Annotated in this window: 18 protein-coding genes; 8 read left to right on the top strand and 10 right to left on the bottom strand. The window is 63.3% G+C overall.

The window, feature by feature from the left end; all coding sequences use genetic code 11:
• Nucleotides 1-174 precede the first annotated feature (174 nt).
• From atpA to atpC, 4 genes are all read left to right on the top strand, one after another.
• Entirely contained in the window at nucleotides 175-1,815 is a 1,641-nt protein-coding gene (atpA, locus tag D1Y84_RS09870; protein WP_124848353.1) for a F0F1 ATP synthase subunit alpha, read from the top strand.
• A gap of 3 nt (nucleotides 1,816-1,818) precedes the next feature.
• Nucleotides 1,819-2,970 carry a F0F1 ATP synthase subunit gamma gene (locus D1Y84_RS09875; protein WP_124848354.1) on the top strand — a complete coding sequence of 384 codons (1,152 nt, stop codon included), beginning with the start codon at nucleotides 1,819-1,821 and terminating at the stop codon, nucleotides 2,968-2,970.
• A 101-nt stretch (nucleotides 2,971-3,071) separates the two neighbouring features.
• Complete coding sequence (atpD, locus tag D1Y84_RS09880) at nucleotides 3,072-4,556, top strand: F0F1 ATP synthase subunit beta (protein WP_124850048.1); 1,485 nt, start codon at nucleotides 3,072-3,074, stop codon at nucleotides 4,554-4,556.
• A gap of 3 nt (nucleotides 4,557-4,559) precedes the next feature.
• Nucleotides 4,560-4,994, top strand: coding sequence for an ATP synthase F1 subunit epsilon (gene atpC / locus D1Y84_RS09885; protein ID WP_124848355.1), 435 nt, complete (start codon nucleotides 4,560-4,562; stop codon nucleotides 4,992-4,994).
• Between the two features lie 63 nt (nucleotides 4,995-5,057).
• Here atpC and D1Y84_RS17925 read toward each other — a convergent pair whose 3' ends face one another.
• Both D1Y84_RS17925 and D1Y84_RS09895 read right to left on the bottom strand, forming a co-directional pair.
• Complete coding sequence (locus tag D1Y84_RS17925; RefSeq protein ID WP_158615414.1) at nucleotides 5,058-5,543, bottom strand: GDSL-type esterase/lipase family protein; 486 nt, start codon at nucleotides 5,541-5,543, stop codon at nucleotides 5,058-5,060.
• A gap of 40 nt (nucleotides 5,544-5,583) precedes the next feature.
• On the bottom strand, nucleotides 5,584-6,732 hold the full coding sequence (locus D1Y84_RS09895; protein ID WP_124848357.1) for an acyltransferase: 1,149 nt from the start codon (nucleotides 6,730-6,732) through the stop codon (nucleotides 5,584-5,586).
• Nucleotides 6,733-7,319: 587 nt separating this feature from the next.
• Here D1Y84_RS09895 and D1Y84_RS09900 point away from each other — a divergent pair.
• The 3 genes from D1Y84_RS09900 to D1Y84_RS09910 all read left to right on the top strand — a co-directional run bounded on the left by D1Y84_RS09900 (nucleotide 7,320) and on the right by D1Y84_RS09910 (nucleotide 9,963).
• The gene (locus D1Y84_RS09900; protein WP_233581317.1) at nucleotides 7,320-8,054 is read left to right on the top strand and encodes a PP2C family serine/threonine-protein phosphatase; all 735 of its coding nucleotides are present in this window, start codon (nucleotides 7,320-7,322) and stop codon (nucleotides 8,052-8,054) included.
• 159 nt (nucleotides 8,055-8,213) lie between these two features.
• Nucleotides 8,214-9,287, top strand: a complete 1,074-nt coding sequence (locus D1Y84_RS09905) for an MBL fold metallo-hydrolase (RefSeq protein ID WP_124848359.1) — start codon at nucleotides 8,214-8,216, stop codon at nucleotides 9,285-9,287.
• A 238-nt stretch (nucleotides 9,288-9,525) separates the two neighbouring features.
• Nucleotides 9,526-9,963, top strand: a complete 438-nt coding sequence (locus D1Y84_RS09910; protein WP_233581318.1) for a hypothetical protein — start codon at nucleotides 9,526-9,528, stop codon at nucleotides 9,961-9,963.
• A 67-nt stretch (nucleotides 9,964-10,030) separates the two neighbouring features.
• Here D1Y84_RS09910 and D1Y84_RS09915 read toward each other — a convergent pair whose 3' ends face one another.
• The 3 genes from D1Y84_RS09915 to D1Y84_RS18450 all read right to left on the bottom strand — a co-directional run bounded on the left by D1Y84_RS09915 (nucleotide 10,031) and on the right by D1Y84_RS18450 (nucleotide 13,318).
• Entirely contained in the window at nucleotides 10,031-11,071 is a 1,041-nt protein-coding gene (locus tag D1Y84_RS09915; protein WP_124848361.1) for a dihydroorotate dehydrogenase, read from the bottom strand.
• Nucleotides 11,072-11,171: 100 nt separating this feature from the next.
• Complete coding sequence (locus D1Y84_RS09920; protein WP_158615415.1) at nucleotides 11,172-12,689, bottom strand: alkaline phosphatase family protein; 1,518 nt, start codon at nucleotides 12,687-12,689, stop codon at nucleotides 11,172-11,174.
• Nucleotides 12,590-13,318 (bottom strand): alkaline phosphatase family protein, encoded by a 729-nt coding sequence (locus D1Y84_RS18450; protein WP_233581319.1) that lies wholly within the window; start codon nucleotides 13,316-13,318, stop codon nucleotides 12,590-12,592. Before D1Y84_RS18450 ends, D1Y84_RS09920 begins: the two co-directional genes overlap by 100 nt.
• A 689-nt stretch (nucleotides 13,319-14,007) precedes the next feature.
• Here D1Y84_RS18450 and D1Y84_RS09930 point away from each other — a divergent pair.
• Nucleotides 14,008-15,111 (top strand): GGDEF domain-containing protein, encoded by a 1,104-nt coding sequence (locus D1Y84_RS09930; RefSeq protein ID WP_124848363.1) that lies wholly within the window; start codon nucleotides 14,008-14,010, stop codon nucleotides 15,109-15,111.
• 195 nt (nucleotides 15,112-15,306) lie between these two features.
• Here D1Y84_RS09930 and D1Y84_RS09935 read toward each other — a convergent pair whose 3' ends face one another.
• The 5 genes from D1Y84_RS09935 to D1Y84_RS09955 all read right to left on the bottom strand — a co-directional run bounded on the left by D1Y84_RS09935 (nucleotide 15,307) and on the right by D1Y84_RS09955 (nucleotide 19,303).
• On the bottom strand, nucleotides 15,307-16,422 hold the full coding sequence (locus tag D1Y84_RS09935; RefSeq protein WP_158615416.1) for an arabinan endo-1,5-alpha-L-arabinosidase: 1,116 nt from the start codon (nucleotides 16,420-16,422) through the stop codon (nucleotides 15,307-15,309).
• Nucleotides 16,423-16,598: 176 nt separating this feature from the next.
• Entirely contained in the window at nucleotides 16,599-17,465 is an 867-nt protein-coding gene (locus D1Y84_RS09940) for a LytTR family DNA-binding domain-containing protein (RefSeq protein WP_124848365.1), read from the bottom strand.
• Between the two features lie 159 nt (nucleotides 17,466-17,624).
• Entirely contained in the window at nucleotides 17,625-18,188 is a 564-nt protein-coding gene (locus tag D1Y84_RS09945; protein ID WP_124848366.1) for a zinc ribbon domain-containing protein, read from the bottom strand.
• A 45-nt stretch (nucleotides 18,189-18,233) separates the two neighbouring features.
• On the bottom strand, nucleotides 18,234-18,686 hold the full coding sequence (locus tag D1Y84_RS09950; RefSeq protein ID WP_124848367.1) for a hypothetical protein: 453 nt from the start codon (nucleotides 18,684-18,686) through the stop codon (nucleotides 18,234-18,236).
• Nucleotides 18,683-19,303 (bottom strand): RNA polymerase sigma factor, encoded by a 621-nt coding sequence (locus D1Y84_RS09955; protein ID WP_124848368.1) that lies wholly within the window; start codon nucleotides 19,301-19,303, stop codon nucleotides 18,683-18,685. Before D1Y84_RS09955 ends, D1Y84_RS09950 begins: the two co-directional genes overlap by 4 nt.
• Between the last annotated feature and the right edge of the window lie 98 nt (nucleotides 19,304-19,401).

The raw sequence follows: 19,401 nt of genomic DNA on the forward strand, positions 1-19,401 counted from the left end.
GCGACCCTTCGCGCGCTGACTTCTGCGCGCATTTGGAAGGGCTGTTGCGGAGCGCGGGATTCGGTTCCTGATCAATCAGGAACCGCAGTCAGGACATTCCGGTTGGCCGGTGCGACACGAGCCGGAGCAAACGAGTTCAGAGCAAGTTAGAAGAAAAGGGCTGCAAGGGAACCGATGGCAAAGATCAACGCAGACGAGATCACAAGCCTCCTCCGGGAGGAGATTCAGAACTACGACAGCCGCATGCAGGTCGACGAAGTCGGCACCGTTATCTCGGTTGGTGACGGCATTGCGCGCGTGCATGGCCTCGACAAGGTCATGGCCGGCGAAATCGTCACCTTCCCGCACGGCATCAATGGCCTGGCGCTTTCGCTCGAAGAGGAGCAGGTCGGCGTTGTGCTGATGGGCGAAGGCTCCGAGATTCGCGAAGGCGACGAAGTCAAGCGCACCGGCAAGATCATGAGCATCCCCGTGGGCGATGCCATGGTAGGCCGCGTGGTCAATGCGCTGGGCGAGCCCATCGACGACAAGGGCCCCATTGCCACCACCGAGACGCTGCCCGTAGAGCGGCTCGCGCCGGGCGTGATCGATCGCCAGCCGGTCAAGGAGCCCATGCTGACCGGTATCAAGGCGATCGATGCCATGATCCCGATCGGCCGTGGCCAGCGTGAGCTGATCATCGGCGATCGCCAGACGGGCAAGACCGCCGTGGTCATCGACACGATCCTCAACAATGCCAAGAACAACCTGATCTGCATCTACTGCGCCATCGGCCAGAAGCGCTCCTCGATCGCTCAGGTCGTGCAGACGCTGACCGAGCGTGGTGCGATGGACTACACGATCATCGTGGCCGCCTCGGCATCTGAGCCCGCGCCCCTGCTTTACCTCGCACCATTCGCTGCCACGGCGCTGGGCGAGTACTTCCGCGACAATGGCAAGCACGCGCTGGTGATCTACGACGATCTGTCGAAGCACGCCGTGGCCTACCGCGAGCTTTCGTTGCTGCTGCGCCGTCCCCCGGGCCGCGAAGCTTACCCGGGCGACGTGTTCTATCTCCACTCGCGCTTGCTGGAGCGCTCGGCCAAGATGAGCAAGGCCAAGGGTGGCGGCTCGCTGACTGCCCTGCCGATCATCGAAACGCAGGCCGGCGACGTTTCCGCCTACATCCCGACCAACGTGATCTCGATCACCGACGGGCAGATCTTCCTCGAAACCGACCTGTTCAACTCGGGCATCCGCCCGGCCGTCAACGTCGGTCTTTCGGTGTCCCGTGTCGGCTTCTCGGCTGCGTACAAGTCGGTCAAGCAGGTGGGTTCCACCCTCAAGCTCGACCTCGCGCAGTACCGTGAACTGGCAGCCTTCGCCCAGTTCGGCTCTGACCTGGACAAGGTCACGCAGAACCAGCTCAACCGCGGCAAGCGCCTTACCGAACTGCTCAAGCAGAACCAGTTCCAGCCGCTGACCGCCGAGCACATGGTGGCTATCCTGTTTGCCGGCACCCAGGGGCTGCTCGACGACGTCAAGGTCGACGACATTCGCGCGTTCGAGCAGGCCTTCCACAAGTACCTCGACGACGCACAGGCTGACCTGATGAGCGCGATCGCCGACAAGAAGGCGCTTGATGATGACCTCCGCGCCAAGCTCAAGGCCGCCATCGAGTCCTTCAAGAAGGATTTCCTGGCGGAGCACGAGCAGGCCAAGGGCAAGGACGCCATCGCCCCGCTCACCGAGGACGAGAAGAAGAAGGCGTCGACAACCACTCCTGCTGCTTCACAGCCGGGCGCACTCCAGTCGAAGCAAGAGGTTGCTAAGTAATCCATGGCGAACGTACTCGATCTTCGACGGCGCATTCGCAGTGTGAAGAACACGCGCCAGATCACCAAGGCCATGAAGATGGTGGCCGCGGCCAAGCTGCGTCGCGCGCAGGAGCGGATGACCAACGCCCGCCCCTACGCTGTCGCACTGGCCAGCGTGCTGGCCTCGATGCGTCGCCGGGTAGAAGCGGTGGACCCTTCGACCAGCGAGCTGCGCAGTCCGTTGCTGGAGCGTCGCGAGGAGAAGAACATCCTTCTCGTGATCGTTTCAGGCGACAAGGGTTTCGCCGGGGCGTTCTCCACAAACATCATTCGTACGGCCACCCAGTTCATCCGCGACACGCAGCAGAGCGACCGCAACAAGCGCATTGACCTGGAAGCACTGGGCCGCAAGGGACGCGACTTTTTCCGCCGCAACTACGCCACGGCCCAGTTCTCCGCAGTGCAGCAGGACACCGAAGCCGCGCGGGAAGGTTTTGTGGACACGCACGCCGCACCGCGTCCGAACCGCAACCGCCGGGAAGATGTCGAGTTTCTGGCGAACGACGATGCTGCCAAGATCGTGCTCGACCGTCTCCGTTTCGAAGACGTGCGGGTGGTTGCCGAGGACATCGTTGAGCGCTACGCCGCGGCCGAGATCGATGCCGTGTACCTGGCCTACAACGAGTTCAAGTCCGTGCTGTCGCAGCGGGTTGTGGTAGAACGCATTCTGCCCCTGATCTCGGACAAGGAAGGTTCGCTCGAGGCGCCGGATGTCAAGGCAAGTGCTGAGCCCTCCGATGAAGAACGGCAGAGGATGGCGGAAGCCGCCGCGTCCGCAGGCCTGGCATTGCGCGACGAGGAGCAGGAAGCCGTGCGTGCGCAGTACGAAGACGAGTCCAAGCGCTTCGGCACCGCGGAGGTCGACTACCTTTACGACCAGCCGGCAGCTGACGTCTACGCCTCGGTGCTCCCGCGTTACGTCTCGGCGTTGCTGTATTACGCATCGCTCGAGTCGATCGCAAGTGAACACGCGGCGCGTATGACGGCCATGGATGCCGCCACCAGCAATGCCTCAGACATGATCGATTCGCTCACGCTCACGATGAACCGGGCGCGGCAGGCGGCGATCACCAAGGAAATCATCGAGATTGTTTCCGGAGCAGCCGCGGTTTAACCCGGCTACTCCACACAGAGGCATGCGCCGGCCAAGTGCGCGCATTGCCGGAGAAAACAGTTATGGCAGAAGAGACGATGCAGCAGACAGGGCCGGATACCATGGCCGAGCACTACGACAACGACGTCAAAGTCGGGTCGAGTGAAAATCAGAACATCGGTCACGTCGTCCAGATCTCGGGACCGGCGGTCGATGTGCAGTTTGATGAAGCCAAGATGCCGGGCATCTTCCAGGCGCTCAAGGTCACGAGCGATGGCTTCAACGTCCCCAATCCCGTCAACGTGATCCTCGAGGTACAGCAGCATATCGGCGACGGCCGCGTGCGCTGCGTTGCCATGGAAGCCACCGAGGGCATGGTGCGCGGCATGAAGGTGATCGACACCGGTGCGCCCATCATGATGCCCGTCGGGCGCGAAACCCTTGGCCGCATCCTGAACGTCATCGGCGAGCCCGTTGATGAGCTTGGCCCGGTCAACGCCAAGAAGCACATGCCAATTCACCGGCAGGCCCCGACCTTTGAAGAGCAGTCCACCCAGGAAGAGATGTTCGAGACCGGCGTCAAGGTCATCGATCTGATCCAGCCCTTCCTGAAGGGCGGCAAGATCGGCCTGTTCGGCGGCGCCGGTGTCGGCAAGACCGTCATCATCCAGGAACTGATCAACAACATCGCGATCAAGCACGGCGGCTTCTCCGTATTCGCCGGGGTGGGCGAGCGCACCCGTGAGGGCAACGATCTCTGGCTGGAGTTCCAGGAAGCCGGCGTGATCGACCTCAACGATCTCCCGAAGTCCAAGGCCGCATTGATCTACGGCCAGATGACCGAGCCGCCAGGGGCGCGTCTCCGCGTTGCCCTTTCGGCGCTCACCATCGCCGAGCAGTTCCGCGATGAAGAAGGCGCGGATACGCTCCTGTTCATCGACAACATCTTCCGCTTTACGCAGGCCGGTTCCGAGGTCTCCACGCTGCTCGGCCGTATGCCGTCCGCGGTTGGCTACCAGCCCAACCTCGCGACCGAGATGGGCGAACTGCAGGAGCGCATCACCTCGACCAAGAAGGGTTCCGTCACCTCCGTGCAGGCGGTTTACGTGCCGGCCGACGATCTTACCGATCCGGCGCCCGCAACGACCTTTGCTCACCTCGACGCCACCACTTCGCTGTCGCGTCCTTTGTCGGAGCTCGGCATCTACCCCGCCGTCGATCCGCTGGTCTCGAGCTCGCGCATCCTGAACCCGCGCATCGTGGGCCAGGAGCACTACGATGTCGCCCAAGGTGTGAAGCGTATTCTGCAGCGCTACAAGGACCTGCAGGACATCATCGCGATTCTGGGCATCGACGAGCTTTCCGAAGAGGATCGCCTCACCGTCAGCCGCGCCCGCAAGGTGCAGAAGTTCCTGTCGCAGCCGTTCCACGTGGCTGAGCAGTTCACCGGCATTCCCGGCGCCTACTGCAAGGTAGCGGATACGGTGCGCTCCTTCAAGGAAGTCATCGAAGGCAAGCACGACGATGTGCCGGAGCAGGCGTTCTATCTCAAGGGCACCATCGAGGATGTGCTCGAAGCCGCTGAGAAGCTGAAGGCACAGAGCTAAGCCATGGCAGACGAAACAGCAGCAGGCTTTTCACAGGGCAAGCTCAAGGTCCGCCTGGTCACCCCGGAGCGCATCCTGATCGATACGGATGCCTCCTCGGTGACGCTGCCGGGGACCGCGGGCGTGCTTGAGGCGCTGCCTGGTGCAGCGCCCCTGCTCACGGCAATCGGTGCCGGCGACCTGATCATCGGTGGCGCACAGGGCGGCGACCAGCGCTTCATCGTCGCTCGCGGCTTTGCCGAAGTGCTTCCCGACCGGGTCACCGTTCTGGCCGAGTACGCGGTGAAGCCAGAAGAAGTGGACAAGGGCGCAGCCGAACAGCAGCTCAAGGACGGACAGAAGCTCGAATCTGATGCTGGCGACGATCCACGCAAGTATGCCGCGGCCCGGGAAACAGTGCTGGAAGCCGAAGCCAAGCTGGGCACTCCTGGCCAGTAAGGCAAAGCACATCCACCGGGCTTAGCACTAAAGGCAACGCATTTTTTGCTATGTCGGTGAGAATCAGGAAGGGCGGGTCTTCGGACCTCGCCCTTTTTTCTGCGTGGCATGGGACGGAAGGGTCGCTGGCTGAAGCGTCTGTGACAGCGTGTCTTCCATGACGGCGTAGCCTTGGCCGTTGGGGTGCAACCCGTCCTGCAAGTACGCGGCGTCCTTGCCGCGCATGGGCGTGTAGTAGTCCACCAGCACGAGGTGCTCGGCAGCGGCGTAGCTTCTGATCATCGCGTTCAGGGTTCGGACTTGGACATCGCAGCACGTGATGGGTGTGAGCTCGCACAGGATGACGCGTATGCCCGCCGCCTGTCCCTGTGCTGTCATCCTCCCGATGCCGGCCATGACCCCCGCATAATCGGGCTTATCGACGCGCACGTCGTTCGCGCCAGTCAGCAGCACCACCTGCGGCAGTCCGGTCTCCACTACTGCCTTCTGGAATCTGGCAGCAATCTGGCGGGTGGTCTGCCCGGGGATTCCCGCGTTATGCCTGGGCATGGGCCAGAAATGCGTAATCGAGTCGCCCAGAAAGACCGTTTCAGCGTTGATGGTGCTGGGGAGCGGAAAGGATGCTGGAACCGGCTTCGCCGCTACCCGGGCTCGGCATCCCACCCCGGCCAGCAGGGGCAACAGGATCGCGAGTAGTCCGCACAGCCGGGGCAGGCGGTTCTTTCGCCTGGGCAAAAGGAGCCCAGGCAAGCTTTGTACGCGTGGCCGACTGTGCCTGCGCAGGGAGTGCGGTCTCTCCGCGACGGTAGCGGAGGATGGGCTTCTCATAATAGAACCAGCTCAAGGTGGAGTAGCCCAGTACAGCAGCGATAGCCAGAGGCCTGTAGGGAATCAGGCTAAGAACAAGAAGGTGCATCAGGTATACCGAGTAGCTGATGGTGCCGAGTGAGCGGAGCGGAGTCCACGCCAGCGCTTTCGACGTTGCCTCCAGTGCATAGGCAAACATGCCAAAAGCAATCAGCAGCGTGCACTCATAGACGAGCGTGTTGCCGATGCGGGTGTTGGCATACGTGCTCACGTGGTAATGCGAGAGCAGCAGGAACCCGCCCAGGCCGGCAGCCAGGGCAGCGGCGTAGAGCTTTCTTGGCACCAGTGTTCCTGCGATGGCAATCAGCGCCCCCACGGCAAGCGTGTCCATGCGGAATGGCAGCAGCATGTAGATCATCCACGGCTCCTTGGACAAAGGAGTGCACAGGAAACGCAGGATGGGAGCAAGCACTAACAATGTTGAAGACAGCCAGATCAGGTGCTTCCTGCTCATCCAGAAAACAGCGAGCGGCCAGAGCAGGTAGAACTGTTCTTCCACGGCCAGCGACCAGAGCGGAAGCACCTCCGACTGGTGAATGCCCAGGGGCTGCAGGAAGTTCATCGCGCCGAAGTAGTAGGGCCAGAAGTGTATCCACCCATTTGTAACGACCGCGCCTACAATTACCAACGCGAGCAGATATGCAGGAAGAATGCGACGCGCACGGTGGGCATAAAAGCTCCCGATATATCCGCCAAACGATTTCGCCTTTTCCTTCAGCAGGATTGAAGTGATCAGGAACCCGGACAGCACGAAGAAGACGTCCACGCCCATCCACAGCAGCTTGACGTGGTACGCGTGGTGGATGACCACCATGGCGATTGCCAGACCTCGAAGACCGTCCAGCTGCGGGATTCGTTTGGAAGCGCTCATTGGTTTGTACTGACAGTAACACCTCCCGCGCCTGCCTGCAGCGCCTTCTGCGCAGGATCCAGGGCGGCTCCGAGAGGTGGCAATGCTACGAAGCGAAGGCTGCTGGGCTGGTTCTCGCGAGATCGCCGTAGGGCAGGACAGGCACGTATCTCGGCTTCCACAAGATACTCGTGGCGATGTAGGTAAATACTAAGTAAACGATGCACATCTTACCCGCAAATTCATCGGGTGAGGCAACGGTTACAACGAGGTCGAGAGGCGAGCAAGGCAGTAAAGATGCTTTTGCATGGGCCAGGGAGAATGGTGGCCGTCGTTCTGGAGGCTGCTGCGTCAGCGCGACTCCGCCCCGTCGCGTGCATCGCAGCGGTACCCGGCCGCAGCGTGAGGAGCGGCGCGCCTCCGCCTGGCCGACGCCCCTAAAGGCACGAGACAGATCGTGATCCAGTGGGCCTCCAGGCGGAGTAGGGAAGCTTCACGGCGAAGCACGCGCGTACCGCCGCTGCAACGGCCGCCAGCCGACCCGATGGTACCGCTTCACCACTCCTTCCGTTCCCCAACACTGCGTCTTGCCGTGTAAGCTCAACACCGTGTCGATCGCACTTCACCCCACGGCCACTGCGCTGACCCACGTCGGGCAGGTGCGCCGCACCAACCAGGATGCCTGGAGCTACTCTCTTGAGGCAGGGCTGTTTGCGGTGTGCGATGGCATGGGCGGCATGGCGGGCGGCGAGATCGCAAGCCAGATCGCGGTGGAAGCCTTTGTGGAGCACCTCGCCCCGGTGCCCGAAGCCCAGCGCACCGCGCGCCTGGTGACCCAGGCCGTCTGCGCCGCGAACCGGCGCGTGCAGGCGCGGGCCGCGCACGAGCGAGCACTGCAGGGCATGGGCACAACGCTGGTTGCGCTGGCGCTCTGCGCCGCCAACAAGGCAGCCATTGTGCACGTGGGTGACAGTCGCTGCTACCGATGGCGGCATGGATCCTTGGAAGCCTGCACCGAAGACCACTCCCTGATCGCCGAGCAGATTCGCAACGGCGTGCTGACCGAAGCCCAGGCGGCACTCTCCCCCATGCGCAACGTCATTACGCGCGCGGTGGGAACGAGGCGTTCGGTGCTGCCCGAGGTGCAGATGCTGCTGCTGGAGCCGGGTGACGTGTTTCTGCTGTGCTCGGATGGCCTGTGCCGGGAGCTCCCGGACGCTGCGATCGCCGGGCTGCTGCGCGGCGATGCGCCCCTCCCCGAGCGCAACCGGGCGCTGGTGGAGGCTGCGCTCGCAGCCGGCGGACGGGATAACGTCACGTCGATGCTGGTGCGCATCGAGTAGACGCGATCGATGCTAGGGCAACCGTGTAGCCCCTGGCTCCCGGCCCTGTTTTGCCCACTGTCCGGCAATCGGACACCGTCTCCCCCGGAACCGTTTCCTGCAACCCAGCAACCTCCAGCCGGGCAGCCGGGGCGAGGACGCAAGGAGTATCTTGAAGAAATGGTACGGATGACAGTGCTGGCCAGCGGCTCCCGGGGAAACTGCACAGTGGTGACGGGTGGCCGCACCTCGGTGCTGGTCGATGCCGGGGTCAGTTGCCGGGAGATCCTGAAGCGCATGCAGATGGCCGGCGAAGACCCAGCCAAACTGAGCGCTATCCTGATCACGCACGAGCACCAGGATCATGTGCAGGGATTGTCGGTCCTGGCTCGTCGGCTGGGCATCCCGGTGTATTTCACCGAGGCGACCCACCGGGCCTGGATGCGCTGGATGACCCCGCAGCGCCGCATGACCTACGCTGACTGGCTTGCTGCACGCAAGGCAGAAGCCGCGGCCAAAGCGGCCGAGGCCGAGCAGACGGGCGCGCCGGACGGCGCTGAAACCTCTAACCCGTTCTATCGGGAGGCAGCCCTCGAGGAGTGCGCCCGGGAGCAGGCCGAGATGGCCGGCCAGGCGGAAGCCGAGGGCCTCGCCGGGCAGACTCAAAGCACGGCCGCGGTGGTGCCAGACGACGCCGAGGCAAGCAGCCTGCCGGAGGGACCCATCAAGAGCGTTGCCGCGGACCCCTGCGCGCTGCCCGGGGTGGAGTTCTTCAAGGCGGGTGCACGCTTTGCGATTGGCGATCTGGATATCTCGGCCTTTACTATCCCCCACGACGCCACCGACCCGGTAGGATTTGTGCTCCGGAGCGAGGGCATCAAGATCGGCCTGGCCACGGATCTGGGTTACATGCCCCCGAATGTTTCCGAGCAGCTGCGAGGCTGCGACGTGGTGATGCTTGAATCCAACCATGACCTCGACATGCTGCGGGATGGCCCCTATCCCTGGTCGGTGAAGCAGCGCGTGCTGTCGCGGGTGGGCCACCTGTCCAACGCGGCGGCGGCGGATTACCTGGAGAAAAACTACGATGGGCAGGCCGCGTACGTGGTACTGGCGCACCTGTCGGAGAGCAACAACATGCCCGAGCTGGCGCGGGTCGCGGCAGAGTGGGCCCTGCGCAATCGCATGAACCTGCTGGCCAATAAACTGGTCATCGCTCAGCAGCACGAACCCACAACCTCGATCTCGCTGTAAACTGTGCGCGTTGTTTGTGCCTTTGCCGAGCGGGCCGCCGTCTTGCCGGGGATGTAGCAGGATTGGTTCCGAGCCGCCTGCGAATAAGCCACTTATTCAATGACTGGCTTACAATAGTGACAGAATCTTTCTTTTTCCCGTGAACCTGGACCGTCATTTTGCCTGGCGACGCAGCCTATTTTGCCGCAAAATGAAGAACTCCGAGGGCCGGATGCATCGAAAGTTAATGAGGAGCAGCATGAGTCAATGCACTGATCCCGTCGTAGGCGACATACTTTCGTCCTGGCGCTATGACATCTCCGGCTCGTCGCCGGCGGTACGGGGAGACCTCGAGGAGCATTTCGCAGAGTGCCGGCAGTGTCGAAACCGCCTTCGTCTTCACCGCACCATCGATGTAACGCTGATTGGCGTGGCTACCCTGTCGATCCTGGCCTTTCTGCTCGCCATCGCGGTCATCCACCAGGTGGAACCCCTGCGCACCTGGGCAATCGCTCTGCCGATGCACCGCCTCAGCTTTGCGGTTACGCTGCAGGAGATCGCTGTGGCAGGCCTGTTTGCCTCGGTTGTGGCCTGGCTGCTGATCGCACTGATGACGCCAGCGCCCGTGTTCTTGAGCGAGGTTGCCAGCGCCCAGGCGCGTGTCATGCGTAACCGTGGCCCGCGCAAGATCGCTTAAACTCCGCACCTTTCACAACACCCTGCCGCTTGCGGCAGGGTGTTGTGCTGTCTGGAGGCTAAGCGTTCTACCCCTTCGCTGATTCTTTCGGCTTCAACTCGCCAGGCTTTAGCCCCTCTGACTTCAGCTCCTCGGGCGCACCCACCGGCACGCTGGACACCATGCCGGGTTTTGGCGCAGGCGTCCGTCCCGACTCGAACGTGCCCGTCAGGGACCGCACGGCGGCGACCTGGTTGCGGGCACACCATTGCTCGAGCCCGTTCGCCACATGCTCCACGGCGCGAGGGTCCGCGTAGGAGGCGGTGCCGACTTGGACGGCTGTAGCCCCCGCAATCAGAAACTCGGCAGCATCTTCCCCCGTGCGGATCCCCCCGCAGCCGATGATCGGGATCTTGACCGCTTCCGACGCTTCCCAGACCATGCGCACGGCAATCGGCTTGATCGCCGGCCCGGACAGGCCGCCCGTTACATTGGCGATTCTGGGCTTGCGGGTGCGCAGATCGATGGCCAAGGACAGGAACGTATTGACCAACGTGAGACCGTCCGCCCCGGCGTCTTCCGCGACCTTGGCCATGGCAGCGATGGAGGTCACGTTGGGCGAAAGCTTGATAAAGATCGGCCGCTCGCTCTGCTTCTTACACTGCTTGACCAGTTCGCTAAGCTGGATGGCATCGGCCCCAAACACCATGCCGCCATGCGCCGTGTTGGGGCAGGAAGCGTTGATCTCGTACGCGCTGATGCCTTCCGCCGTGTTGAGGACGCGAATCACGGCCAGGTAATCCTCGATGGCGTAGCCGAAGACGTTGGCGAAGATCGCGCAGGGTGGAGGATTGCGGCTGAAGCCCTGCAGCTTCTGCGTAACATAGGCATCCACCCCCACGTTCTGGAGCCCGATCGCATTGATCATGCCGGAAGAGGTCTCGATCATGCGCGGTGAAGGATTGCCGGGCATCGGCGCAATCGACAGGCCCTTGGTGACAAAGCCGCCGATCCGGTCGAGCGCAAGGATGTCCTCAAACTCGACGCCGTAGCCAAAGGTGCCGCTTGCGGCCAGCACCGGCGTCTGGAGCGGAATGCCCGCAAGGTCCACGTGCATGTCGGGCTTCATGGGCGCCCTGCCATCCGGGCGACCATGCTCGTGGAGGCGAGTGAGCCGGGCCCTGCATTGCCGGCGCAGCCTGCAGATTCGCTGGAGAAAGCGCTGGTGGTCACTTGGCGCCTCCGGCCGGTGGCGCTTCGGGGCTGCTCTCCGGCACTGCAACTGCCGCGCCGGCCCTGCGGCCACGGCGCGCGTGGTGCGGCGCGGCGGCAGGCTCCTTAGGATAGGCGAACTCGGCCGCGGGCTTGAGCGCCTGCGTGAGCACATGGCCAACGGCCGCAGAAGGCTGGTTAACGCCGAGCACGGAGGCCAGTGTGCTCGCAATGTCCACGGGTTCCACCCGGCCGAGGTAGGTGCCCGGAACGAAGGGCGCGCCGAAGAAGCCAAGCGGCACATGCCGGTCATACGAGAAGGGCGAAAAGTGCGTAGTGCCCCCGCTGCCGGAACCCTCCATCTGGAAAGCCACGGGGAACGCCGCCACGTACCAGCCTCCGTTCGGACTGTAGCTGTGTGCCAGCAACTGGCCGAACTCGGTCGGCGGCACCTGCCCGGCAGCCATTTGCAAGCGGGTGAAGGAGCGAAAGAGCTGCGGGCTGGGCGCGACGCGGGGCGGCGCCGGGTCAGGCGGCGTCATGTTCAGCGCTGTTTTCGCGGGTACGCCAGCGGGGCCGGTCGCAATCAGCGGTGCTGCCGATGTGGCTGTACGCATCGTGCCGGCATAGGGCGCTGCCGGCGCGGCACCCGTGCGTCCCGTCTTTTCGGCAGGTGGAGCCTTGGCCGTTGAGGCCGCAACCACCGGTGCGGCGATGGCGGGAGCGGGCCCACCGGGAGCCGGGTTAGGTGTCTGTACTGTCCTGGGTTCCCCGGTAGGAGGCGCCAGCGTCCGGAAGGCAGGCTCGAGCGCGACCTGCACCGCGTCCTCTGCCTCCTGCTCGTTGATGCCCGCGCGCTCAAACGTGGGGCGGTTCAGCGACAGATACGGCAGCTCCTGGTGGGGCAGCACGTACACCACATTCTCGCCCGGAGAAAACTTGGCGTTCATCGCCTGGTTCAGATCGGCCACCAGCCGGTCCGTATTGATGTAGGCACCGGGCAGCCCGAGCGCGGAAGAAACGGCAGGCGTGGGCGCAATGCCGTGGTCAGCCGACAACGCGATCACGACGTTGGCCAGCCCGCCGGGAACATGGGTGTCGAGCCAGGAGAAGAACAGGTCCAGCGTGGCGTCCAGCCCGAGCACCATGCTGTGCTCCTCGGGTGAGTCCGGCCCGAAATGGTGCCCTTCAATGTCATTCGGCGACAGTGACAGTGTCAGCATGTCGGTGGCCGGATGCGTGCCCAGCTGCTCGCCGGCAATCAGTGCCTCCGCGAAGCTGACCTCGTAGGTATTGGCGGCGTTGGTTGCACCCACCTGCGAGTAGAAGTTGGTGAGACTCGTGACATTGGCCGCACCCGCGGCCAACTGGATATCGGGACCATCATCAAAGGCCGCTGCCCACTCCGGCAGTTGCTGCATGTAGTACGTGGAGGTCACAAACCGCCCGGAGGCAGAGTCGATCCAGAAAGCGCCATTTGCGGCTGCCCCGGCCGGCAGAATCGCGGCACGATCCTTGAGCGAGATGCCGTACACGCGCGACTGGCCCTCGGTGGCGAGCCGCAGCTCATCCCCCAGGGTAGAGGCGAGCAGATTGCGGGGACTGGCGCCCGGGGCGCTTGGGGGGCCGGCTGCGCGGCTGCCGGCGGCTGCCCGGTGGCAGGAGCCTGTGCCCCGGCCGCAGCCGGGGCAGACGCGCTGTTGGCTTCCTCCTGCTGCACCGCTACAGGCGTCGCCATCGCCGCGGTCGCGCCCACAATGGCATAGCGTTCGTCTTCCACGGAGGTGATGGGGCGCTTCGTATTGCGCGCAAGGTCCCACCACTCGTTGGCGCTGATGCCGTGGCCGTCGGAGTAGGCTCCGGTGCCCAGGGTCGCATGGCCCGGCGCTGTCTTGGTGTTGCCATACCCGTAGTAGCAGTCGGGGAAGTAGGCACCCTTGTCCAGAAACAGCCGGAAGCCGCGGCCCCGGAACTCGGACCGGTAGCGCTGCAGGTAGTCTGCGCGGAACTGGTCGATTACCACGAGCACAACAAGCTTGGGGTGGCTGTCGTAGGCGGACGCCAGCGCGGCCGGACCCGCGGAAAGCGACAGGGTCGCAGACACAAGCAGGGCCAGCAGGCGCTTCGGGACGGGGATGTTGTTGAGCAGGCGGCTTGGCGGCATTGCCTCCTATGGTAAAGCCAGTGCGCGCCTGTTGTACGGCAGGCGACAGCGTAGCAAACCGGCTACCTGCCCCTGTCGTGCCCCGGCCCGCACCCTCTCGAGGCAGGTCGAGCCAACCGGAACCGATGGGCTCCGCTGCGACACATACCTTGCGCCTCGCTTCCCAATGCAAAGCCATCCGGGCGCAGAAGCGTTCAGGGAAGAGCCAGCCCGTACCCATACTCGATTTGTTGAGGCAGACGCCTCATGGAGATAAATCCTGTTGTTTCTTGCAGCGAACGGAAAGAACAGCCAGGCGCTCCACTTACTCGTGCTCGAACTAAGTGGTCCAAGTAACTCGTCACTCTGGAAATGACGCTTGAAGAATGCCGCCACCAAAAGCACTTGTAACGCTGCCTGCCCCAGGATATGTGCAGGGTGCGCGGTAACCAGCACCCGGTAACCTATCTCCCGGGTAGAAAGCAAGGGATCATCCAGTGCGTCGCCTAAGAAGTAATGTTGATTCTTGACTGACTTCCATCTATGCTTTTTCTCCATGGCGACTTTTAAGCGCCGGACGATTTTACCTACGTGGACTGAACTCCCGAGATACCAGCATCGCCCAGCAATCCTGGCACAAGCAAGGCAAGGCTTCCCCGGCTTTGGATCGATCTGAGCAGCCCCTGCCCGGATAAGAAAAAGGAGCTTGTATGCTCAGCGACGATTCCTTGCGGCGCATCCGGGAGCAGTGGACCGGGAACTCCACTAGTTCTCAATTGAGCCTGGTCAGTATGCCGCGCGCACGGCACGGCGAAGAAGCAATCACGGCCACGGCGACACACGGGCTCGATCCCTTCCAACTCATGGCCGAGTACAGCATGGACGTCCTGTGTCGCCTCACCATGGACGGGCGTTGTATCTATGCCTCGCCCTCAGCCACGGAGGTGCTGGGATGGAAGCCGCGCGAGATGGAAGAGCAGTTTCCCGGAGATCTGATTCATCCCGAAGACGCAGAAACAGCCAGGCACCAGATGGAGGTTGCCAACGCCCAGTGGGAGCAGGGCGCGCGCGGCACGCTGCGCGTCCGCCACCGCGACGGGCACTACGTGTGGATGGATGTCGCCACGCGCGCCATGCCGGGGCAAACGGCAGCGCAGCCGTGGCAGATGCTGGTAAGCCTTCGCGATGTAAGTGCCCTTCGCCTGCGCGCCGAGGCGCTGGAAGCGCTCACCTTGACTGATAGCCTCACCGGGCTGGGCAATCGCAGGGCTTTCGATGCAGCCCTCCACCGCGAAGCATCGCGCGCTTTCCGCGAGAGAAGCCTGCTGTCGCTGCTGATGCTGGACGTGGATAACTTCAAACGCTTCAACGATCTCAACGGACACCAGAGGGGCGATGCCTGCCTGAGCATGATTGGCCATGCGATCGGTTCCGCCGCGCGGCGACCGGGAGACGCGGCCTTCCGCTACGGAGGGGAGGAGATGGCCATCCTGCTGCCTAGCACCGACACAAGCGGAGCCTGTCTGATCGCTGAAACCCTGCGCGCGCAGGTGGAAACACTCAAGCTGCGACCTGATCTTTCCCAGGCAGTGGATGGGGAGGCCGAGGTGCAGACCCCGCGACGGCCGCTGCTGCGGGCGCTTCGCGTGACCGTAAGCATCGGGGTGGCCACGATGGAGCCGCGGGCAGTGGAAGCTGCTGCCGAATGCAACCCGGAGCGCCTGGTCGCGGCGGCGGACCGCGCCCTGTACAAGGCCAAGCAGGGCGGCCGCAACCGTGTGGTCGGACCCCTGATGCCGGCCATCAAGGCCTGAACTGCGTGGCCGCAGCCGCCCGGCGACTTACTCCGCGACTGCTACCTGCTCACTGGAGAGACTGCGGGCGTGTACCCGTGGACCGTATCTGCTGGCGCAACTAACCCCGTCCTACACAAGCTTTCACGCCAGGGAACATCTTCCGCTGCAGCAAACCGCCTGCTTGAGTTCGTGCTTTTTCCAACAGGTTTCCTGTCAGGGAGCATCTGTAACCGGCACAAGCACCGGCCAGTCTCCCAGCCAGGTAATCTGCTGCATCCACAGCGTGGCGTCGCCATTGCTGGTGCGATCCAGGGCATGGAACACCAGCATGCTGTGTCCCGTGGCAGCGTCGGTCCATGCCGTGGCGCTGCCGGGTGCCACCCATCGTGTGCCGCCAGAAAGCATCACCGTGCCGCCGCCGAGCATAAGGTCTACCCCCGCCTGGTCCAGGAACGGTCCGTGAATGGAGGTGGACCGGCCCACGATCTCCTGGTAGTCATCCCCCGCAAAGGAAGCCGCGCAACAATGGCCGGTGGAGGCAAACAGGTAGTAAAAGCCATCATGGCTGATCTCCGAGGCAGCCTCGATCGCATGGTCGCTGGTATACGGGCTGCCGGCGAGTTGAGCACGCGCAGCCCCGGGCACCAGCTTGCCACTTGCCGCATCGACCGGCTGCTGCTTGATGCCGCTCCAGAAGCTGCCGTAGTTGAGCCAGGGCGCGCCATTCGCATCCAGGATGATGTTGGGATCGATCGCGTTGAAGTCGTCGCCCGGAGCCGAGCTGATCACCATGCCATGATCGGTCCAGCCATATCCAGGCGCCGCGGGGTCGAGCGTGGGGCTGGTGGCGACGCCGATCGCGGAGCGCTGGCTGAGCAGCGAGGAGGCGGCATAGTACAGGTGCCACTCGCCGCCGAAGTACGAAATATCAGGCGCCCACAGCCCCGCCGCATGGGGCACCGCGTCGTGGATCCATGCGGGCAGCGTGGCGAAAACATGTCCACACACCTGCCACGTCTGCTGATCTGCCGAACAGCGGATCGGCACAAAGCCGAGACGCGTGGGGTCGCCTGCATCCGTCGAGAACAGGTACCAGGTGTTGCCCTGACGCGCGATCGAAGGGTCGCGCACAGGCGTCAGCGAACCCTCAAGCGCGTCGATGCCGGCAAGCTGGTTTGCGAGGGACGACGCCGTGGTCGGCGCAGCAGCGCCGGCGGCAATGGAGTCTTGTGTGCGCGCGCTGGAGCAGGCAGTGAGCAGAACGATGGCGAAGCAGAGATAACAGGAAAGTGCCTGCATCGCTCCGCGAGGTGTGTGTGTCGGTTGCATGCCCGGAAAGGTCCTCAGCTGAAACGGCAAGCTGAGACTAAACCGGTTCTGTGGTAGTACGAACCTGATTTCTGCGCGCAACATAACGTCGGGAATGCCACCTTTGAGTTAGAAGCTCGGCGGTATCTCGCTTATCTGTAACCGCCCTAGTAGCAGCTAAAGTGGATTAATGAAACTTACAGCTTGAATAGCTCCCGCAGGCGACGGGTCTGGGTTCGGCTCACCGGGATCTCGGACGATTTCTTGTCGTCCATGCGTAGCTGGTAGCTGCTCTTGAACCATGGCACGACTTCGCGAATGTGGTTCAGATTCACCACGAAGGAGCGATGAGCGCGCCAGAACAGCGAGGGATCCAGCAACTCCAGGAGCTCCTCCAGCGTACGGCAGCGGGATTGCCCCTCGAGCACGGAGGTCGTCACCGTGATGGTGCCATCATCGATAGCGGCGAAGCAGATGTCTTTCTGGTCCACCAGAAGCAGGCGTGAGCCGGCTTGGAGCACGATCTTGCTGGCTGCCTGCAGCTTGCTCGCGCTGTTCTGCTCGATCAGCTTGAGCAACGCAAACAACTGCGACTCGGAGCCAGCCAGCGAGGAGGAAAGCGAACTCGTTGTCGAAGCGAGGTCCTCAGCCGTTGTGACCTCCTCGCCCGCGCGGGACGCGTTCCGCTCCAGAACGCGGGTGCGGGCGCGGGCCAGTGCCTGCAGCACTCGCTGTTTGTCGAAGGGCTTCAGGAGGTAGTCGATGGCGTTGACGTCGAACGCACGCACGGCGTACCGGTCAAAGGCGGTGGCGAACACGATCTGTGGCAAGGCCACGCCGCCCCCACCCTCAAGCAGCTTGCGCAGAACCGCAAAGCCGTCCAGGCCGGGCATCTGCACATCGAGAAACACAACGTCGGGTCGGTGGGTGCGAATCAGGTCCACGGCTTCGATGCCGTTGCTGCCGTGCCCAAGGATCTCCAGATCCTCATCGCCTTCGAGCAGAAACTCCAGCTCCTCTCGGGCGAGTTGCTCGTCGTCGATGATCAACGCGGTCAGTGTCATTTGCAGCGTGCCTTGCCTGAGTATAGGGGACTCGCCCTGCTGCGTAGCAGGCGGACGGGCAGTGAGGTCGCCGGCGGGGTGGGGTTCAACTAGAGAAGATCTTGAAAGATCGCACTCGCCAACGGCGACGAGCCTCGCAAACTATGCCGCGCCTGGGCCCTAGACCTCTTCCGGAAACGCGTACAAACGCTGTGGCAACACCTCGTGCGAGCGGTCCTGTCCACAGGTGATGCAGAAGCGGTCCGTCACGGACATGGTGTTGTAGCAGCGGGCGCAGGAGGCCGAGATCTGGTAGGCGCACTGCGGGCAGAAGTGGTATTCCATCTGCACCCGGCTGCCACAGGCCGGGCACAAGGTAATCAGCGGCTGACGCAAGAGGAAATAAAGCACAGAGCCAATCCCGCCCGGCAACACCAGGCACACGATGATCCAGAGTCTTGCCCGCATGCCACGGCGCTTGGTGTCGCGGCAAACATAACCCACCATGAGCATGTACAGGGCAGAAAGCGCACTCCAGGAGAGGGCGAAGTACAGGCGCAGCCCAAACGGCAGTTGGTGGTGGCGATGCTCCGGGACGATCACCCAAAACGTGTACAGCATCGTCACAAACGCCAGGGAGGCTGCCGCTACCGACCACCGGGGAATCAATTGCAACTCCGAGGTCAACGTCGGGAACTGGGTCTCAAGGGTGGTGCGAACCCGGTTTGTGGAAGGAGTGGACATGGATACTGGACACCTGGACACCCGGCAGAGCAGGGTCGAAACGGATTAGCGGCGCTGGTTGCGGGCCAGTGGCTGATGCGCCATCTGCGGCGTGCGACGTTCACTGCCCACCAGCGAGAGCACCGCGGCGACCGCGGCAAACATGGTGATGGCCAGTGCCACCAGCATACCCGGGAGATCCAGAAGCGTTTCGCCGCCCAGCATGTCATCAATGCCGGCCCACAGTGCCGGAGCAAGGGCGAGCGTCAATGCGCCGGTGATCAGGAATGCAATCGAAAGCCCACGCCGGTCCTGGCGTTGATCGCTCCGGTACCGCACGGCCTCGTTGTAGACGGCGCGGCGGGTTCTGAGCGAAAGTGCGCGGTTGGCCGCGGCGTCGCCACCGGTCAGCGCTGCCAGCAGCCCCGGATCAGGACGCTCGCCCGGATCCGGACGGGAGGAACGCTCGGCAACGTCCGGGTTCATTAACTCTGTCGGTGCAAATAGCTTGTTGCTCATGCGAGAGACTCCTCCTGCATGCGGCTGGTCGCCTGCTGCACAAAGGGGCGCAGGGCGGCGAGTCCTCGGTAGAGGCGAGACTTCACGGTGGAAAGCGGAGCCCCGGTCACCTTGGCGATCTGGTCCAGCGCCAACTCCTCGTGAAAGCGCAACACCAGCACCTCGCGGTGCAGGGGTTCGAGAGAGAGCAGGGCTTCGGCCACCACGGCGCTGTTCTGCCGCGAGAGCAACGCGTCAAAAGGCGTCGGGTCGGAACTCGCGATCTCGAACGGCCGGTCGTCCTCGGCCTTCTCCGCCATCTCTTCCAGCGACGACATGGTGCGGCGGCGGCGGAAATCGATGACCAAATTGCGCGCGATGGTAAACAGCCAGGTGTCGAAGCGGGAATTGCCGTTGAACTGGGCGCCACGCAGCAGCACCCGCATCCAGGTCTCCTGGAATAGGTCTTCTGCCAATTCACGATTGCTGGTGAGGTACAGCAGGTAGCGGAGCAGGCGGTGCTGGTACTCGACGATGAGCTGATCGAGCAGCAGGGGATCCTGCCGTTTCAGGCGTTCGGCAATGTCCGCACTGGCGGTGTTGCCTGGAGCGGAAAGGGTTTGCGCGTGCGTGCTCATCTCTGCACAATCAGACGCCGCAGTGTGAGGAAAGGACGCTGTTGGATGAAAAAAACGTTCGCAGTGCCTCCTGCGCACCAAAACGGGAGAATCACGCC

The sequence above is a fragment of the Acidipila sp. EB88 genome, from assembly GCF_003858395.1.
In the GTDB taxonomy this organism is placed as follows: Bacteria; Acidobacteriota; Terriglobia; order Terriglobales; family Acidobacteriaceae; genus EB88.

What these genes read in the sequence shown, in the direction of transcription:
- atpA (WP_124848353.1), top strand. Translation starts at nt 175, where the DNA reads ATGGCAAAGATCAACGCAGACGAGATCACAAGCCTCCTCCGGGAGGAG.
- D1Y84_RS09875 (WP_124848354.1), top strand. Translation starts at nt 1,819, where the DNA reads ATGGCGAACGTACTCGATCTTCGACGGCGCATTCGCAGTGTGAAGAAC.
- atpD (WP_124850048.1), top strand. Translation starts at nt 3,072, where the DNA reads ATGGCCGAGCACTACGACAACGACGTCAAAGTCGGGTCGAGTGAAAAT.
- atpC (WP_124848355.1), top strand. Translation starts at nt 4,560, where the DNA reads ATGGCAGACGAAACAGCAGCAGGCTTTTCACAGGGCAAGCTCAAGGTC.
- D1Y84_RS17925 (WP_158615414.1), bottom strand. Translation starts at nt 5,543, where the DNA reads ATGCCCAGGCATAACGCGGGAATCCCCGGGCAGACCACCCGCCAGATT.
- D1Y84_RS09895 (WP_124848357.1), bottom strand. Translation starts at nt 6,732, where the DNA reads ATGAGCGCTTCCAAACGAATCCCGCAGCTGGACGGTCTTCGAGGTCTG.
- D1Y84_RS09905 (WP_124848359.1), top strand. Translation starts at nt 8,214, where the DNA reads ATGGTACGGATGACAGTGCTGGCCAGCGGCTCCCGGGGAAACTGCACA.
- D1Y84_RS09910 (WP_233581318.1), top strand. Translation starts at nt 9,526, where the DNA reads ATGAGTCAATGCACTGATCCCGTCGTAGGCGACATACTTTCGTCCTGG.
- D1Y84_RS09915 (WP_124848361.1), bottom strand. Translation starts at nt 11,071, where the DNA reads ATGAAGCCCGACATGCACGTGGACCTTGCGGGCATTCCGCTCCAGACG.
- D1Y84_RS18450 (WP_233581319.1), bottom strand. Translation starts at nt 13,318, where the DNA reads ATGCCGCCAAGCCGCCTGCTCAACAACATCCCCGTCCCGAAGCGCCTG.
- D1Y84_RS09930 (WP_124848363.1), top strand. Translation starts at nt 14,008, where the DNA reads ATGCTCAGCGACGATTCCTTGCGGCGCATCCGGGAGCAGTGGACCGGG.
- D1Y84_RS09935 (WP_158615416.1), bottom strand. Translation starts at nt 16,422, where the DNA reads ATGCAACCGACACACACACCTCGCGGAGCGATGCAGGCACTTTCCTGT.
- D1Y84_RS09940 (WP_124848365.1), bottom strand. Translation starts at nt 17,465, where the DNA reads ATGACACTGACCGCGTTGATCATCGACGACGAGCAACTCGCCCGAGAG.
- D1Y84_RS09945 (WP_124848366.1), bottom strand. Translation starts at nt 18,188, where the DNA reads ATGTCCACTCCTTCCACAAACCGGGTTCGCACCACCCTTGAGACCCAG.
- D1Y84_RS09950 (WP_124848367.1), bottom strand. Translation starts at nt 18,686, where the DNA reads ATGAGCAACAAGCTATTTGCACCGACAGAGTTAATGAACCCGGACGTT.
- D1Y84_RS09955 (WP_124848368.1), bottom strand. Translation starts at nt 19,303, where the DNA reads ATGAGCACGCACGCGCAAACCCTTTCCGCTCCAGGCAACACCGCCAGT.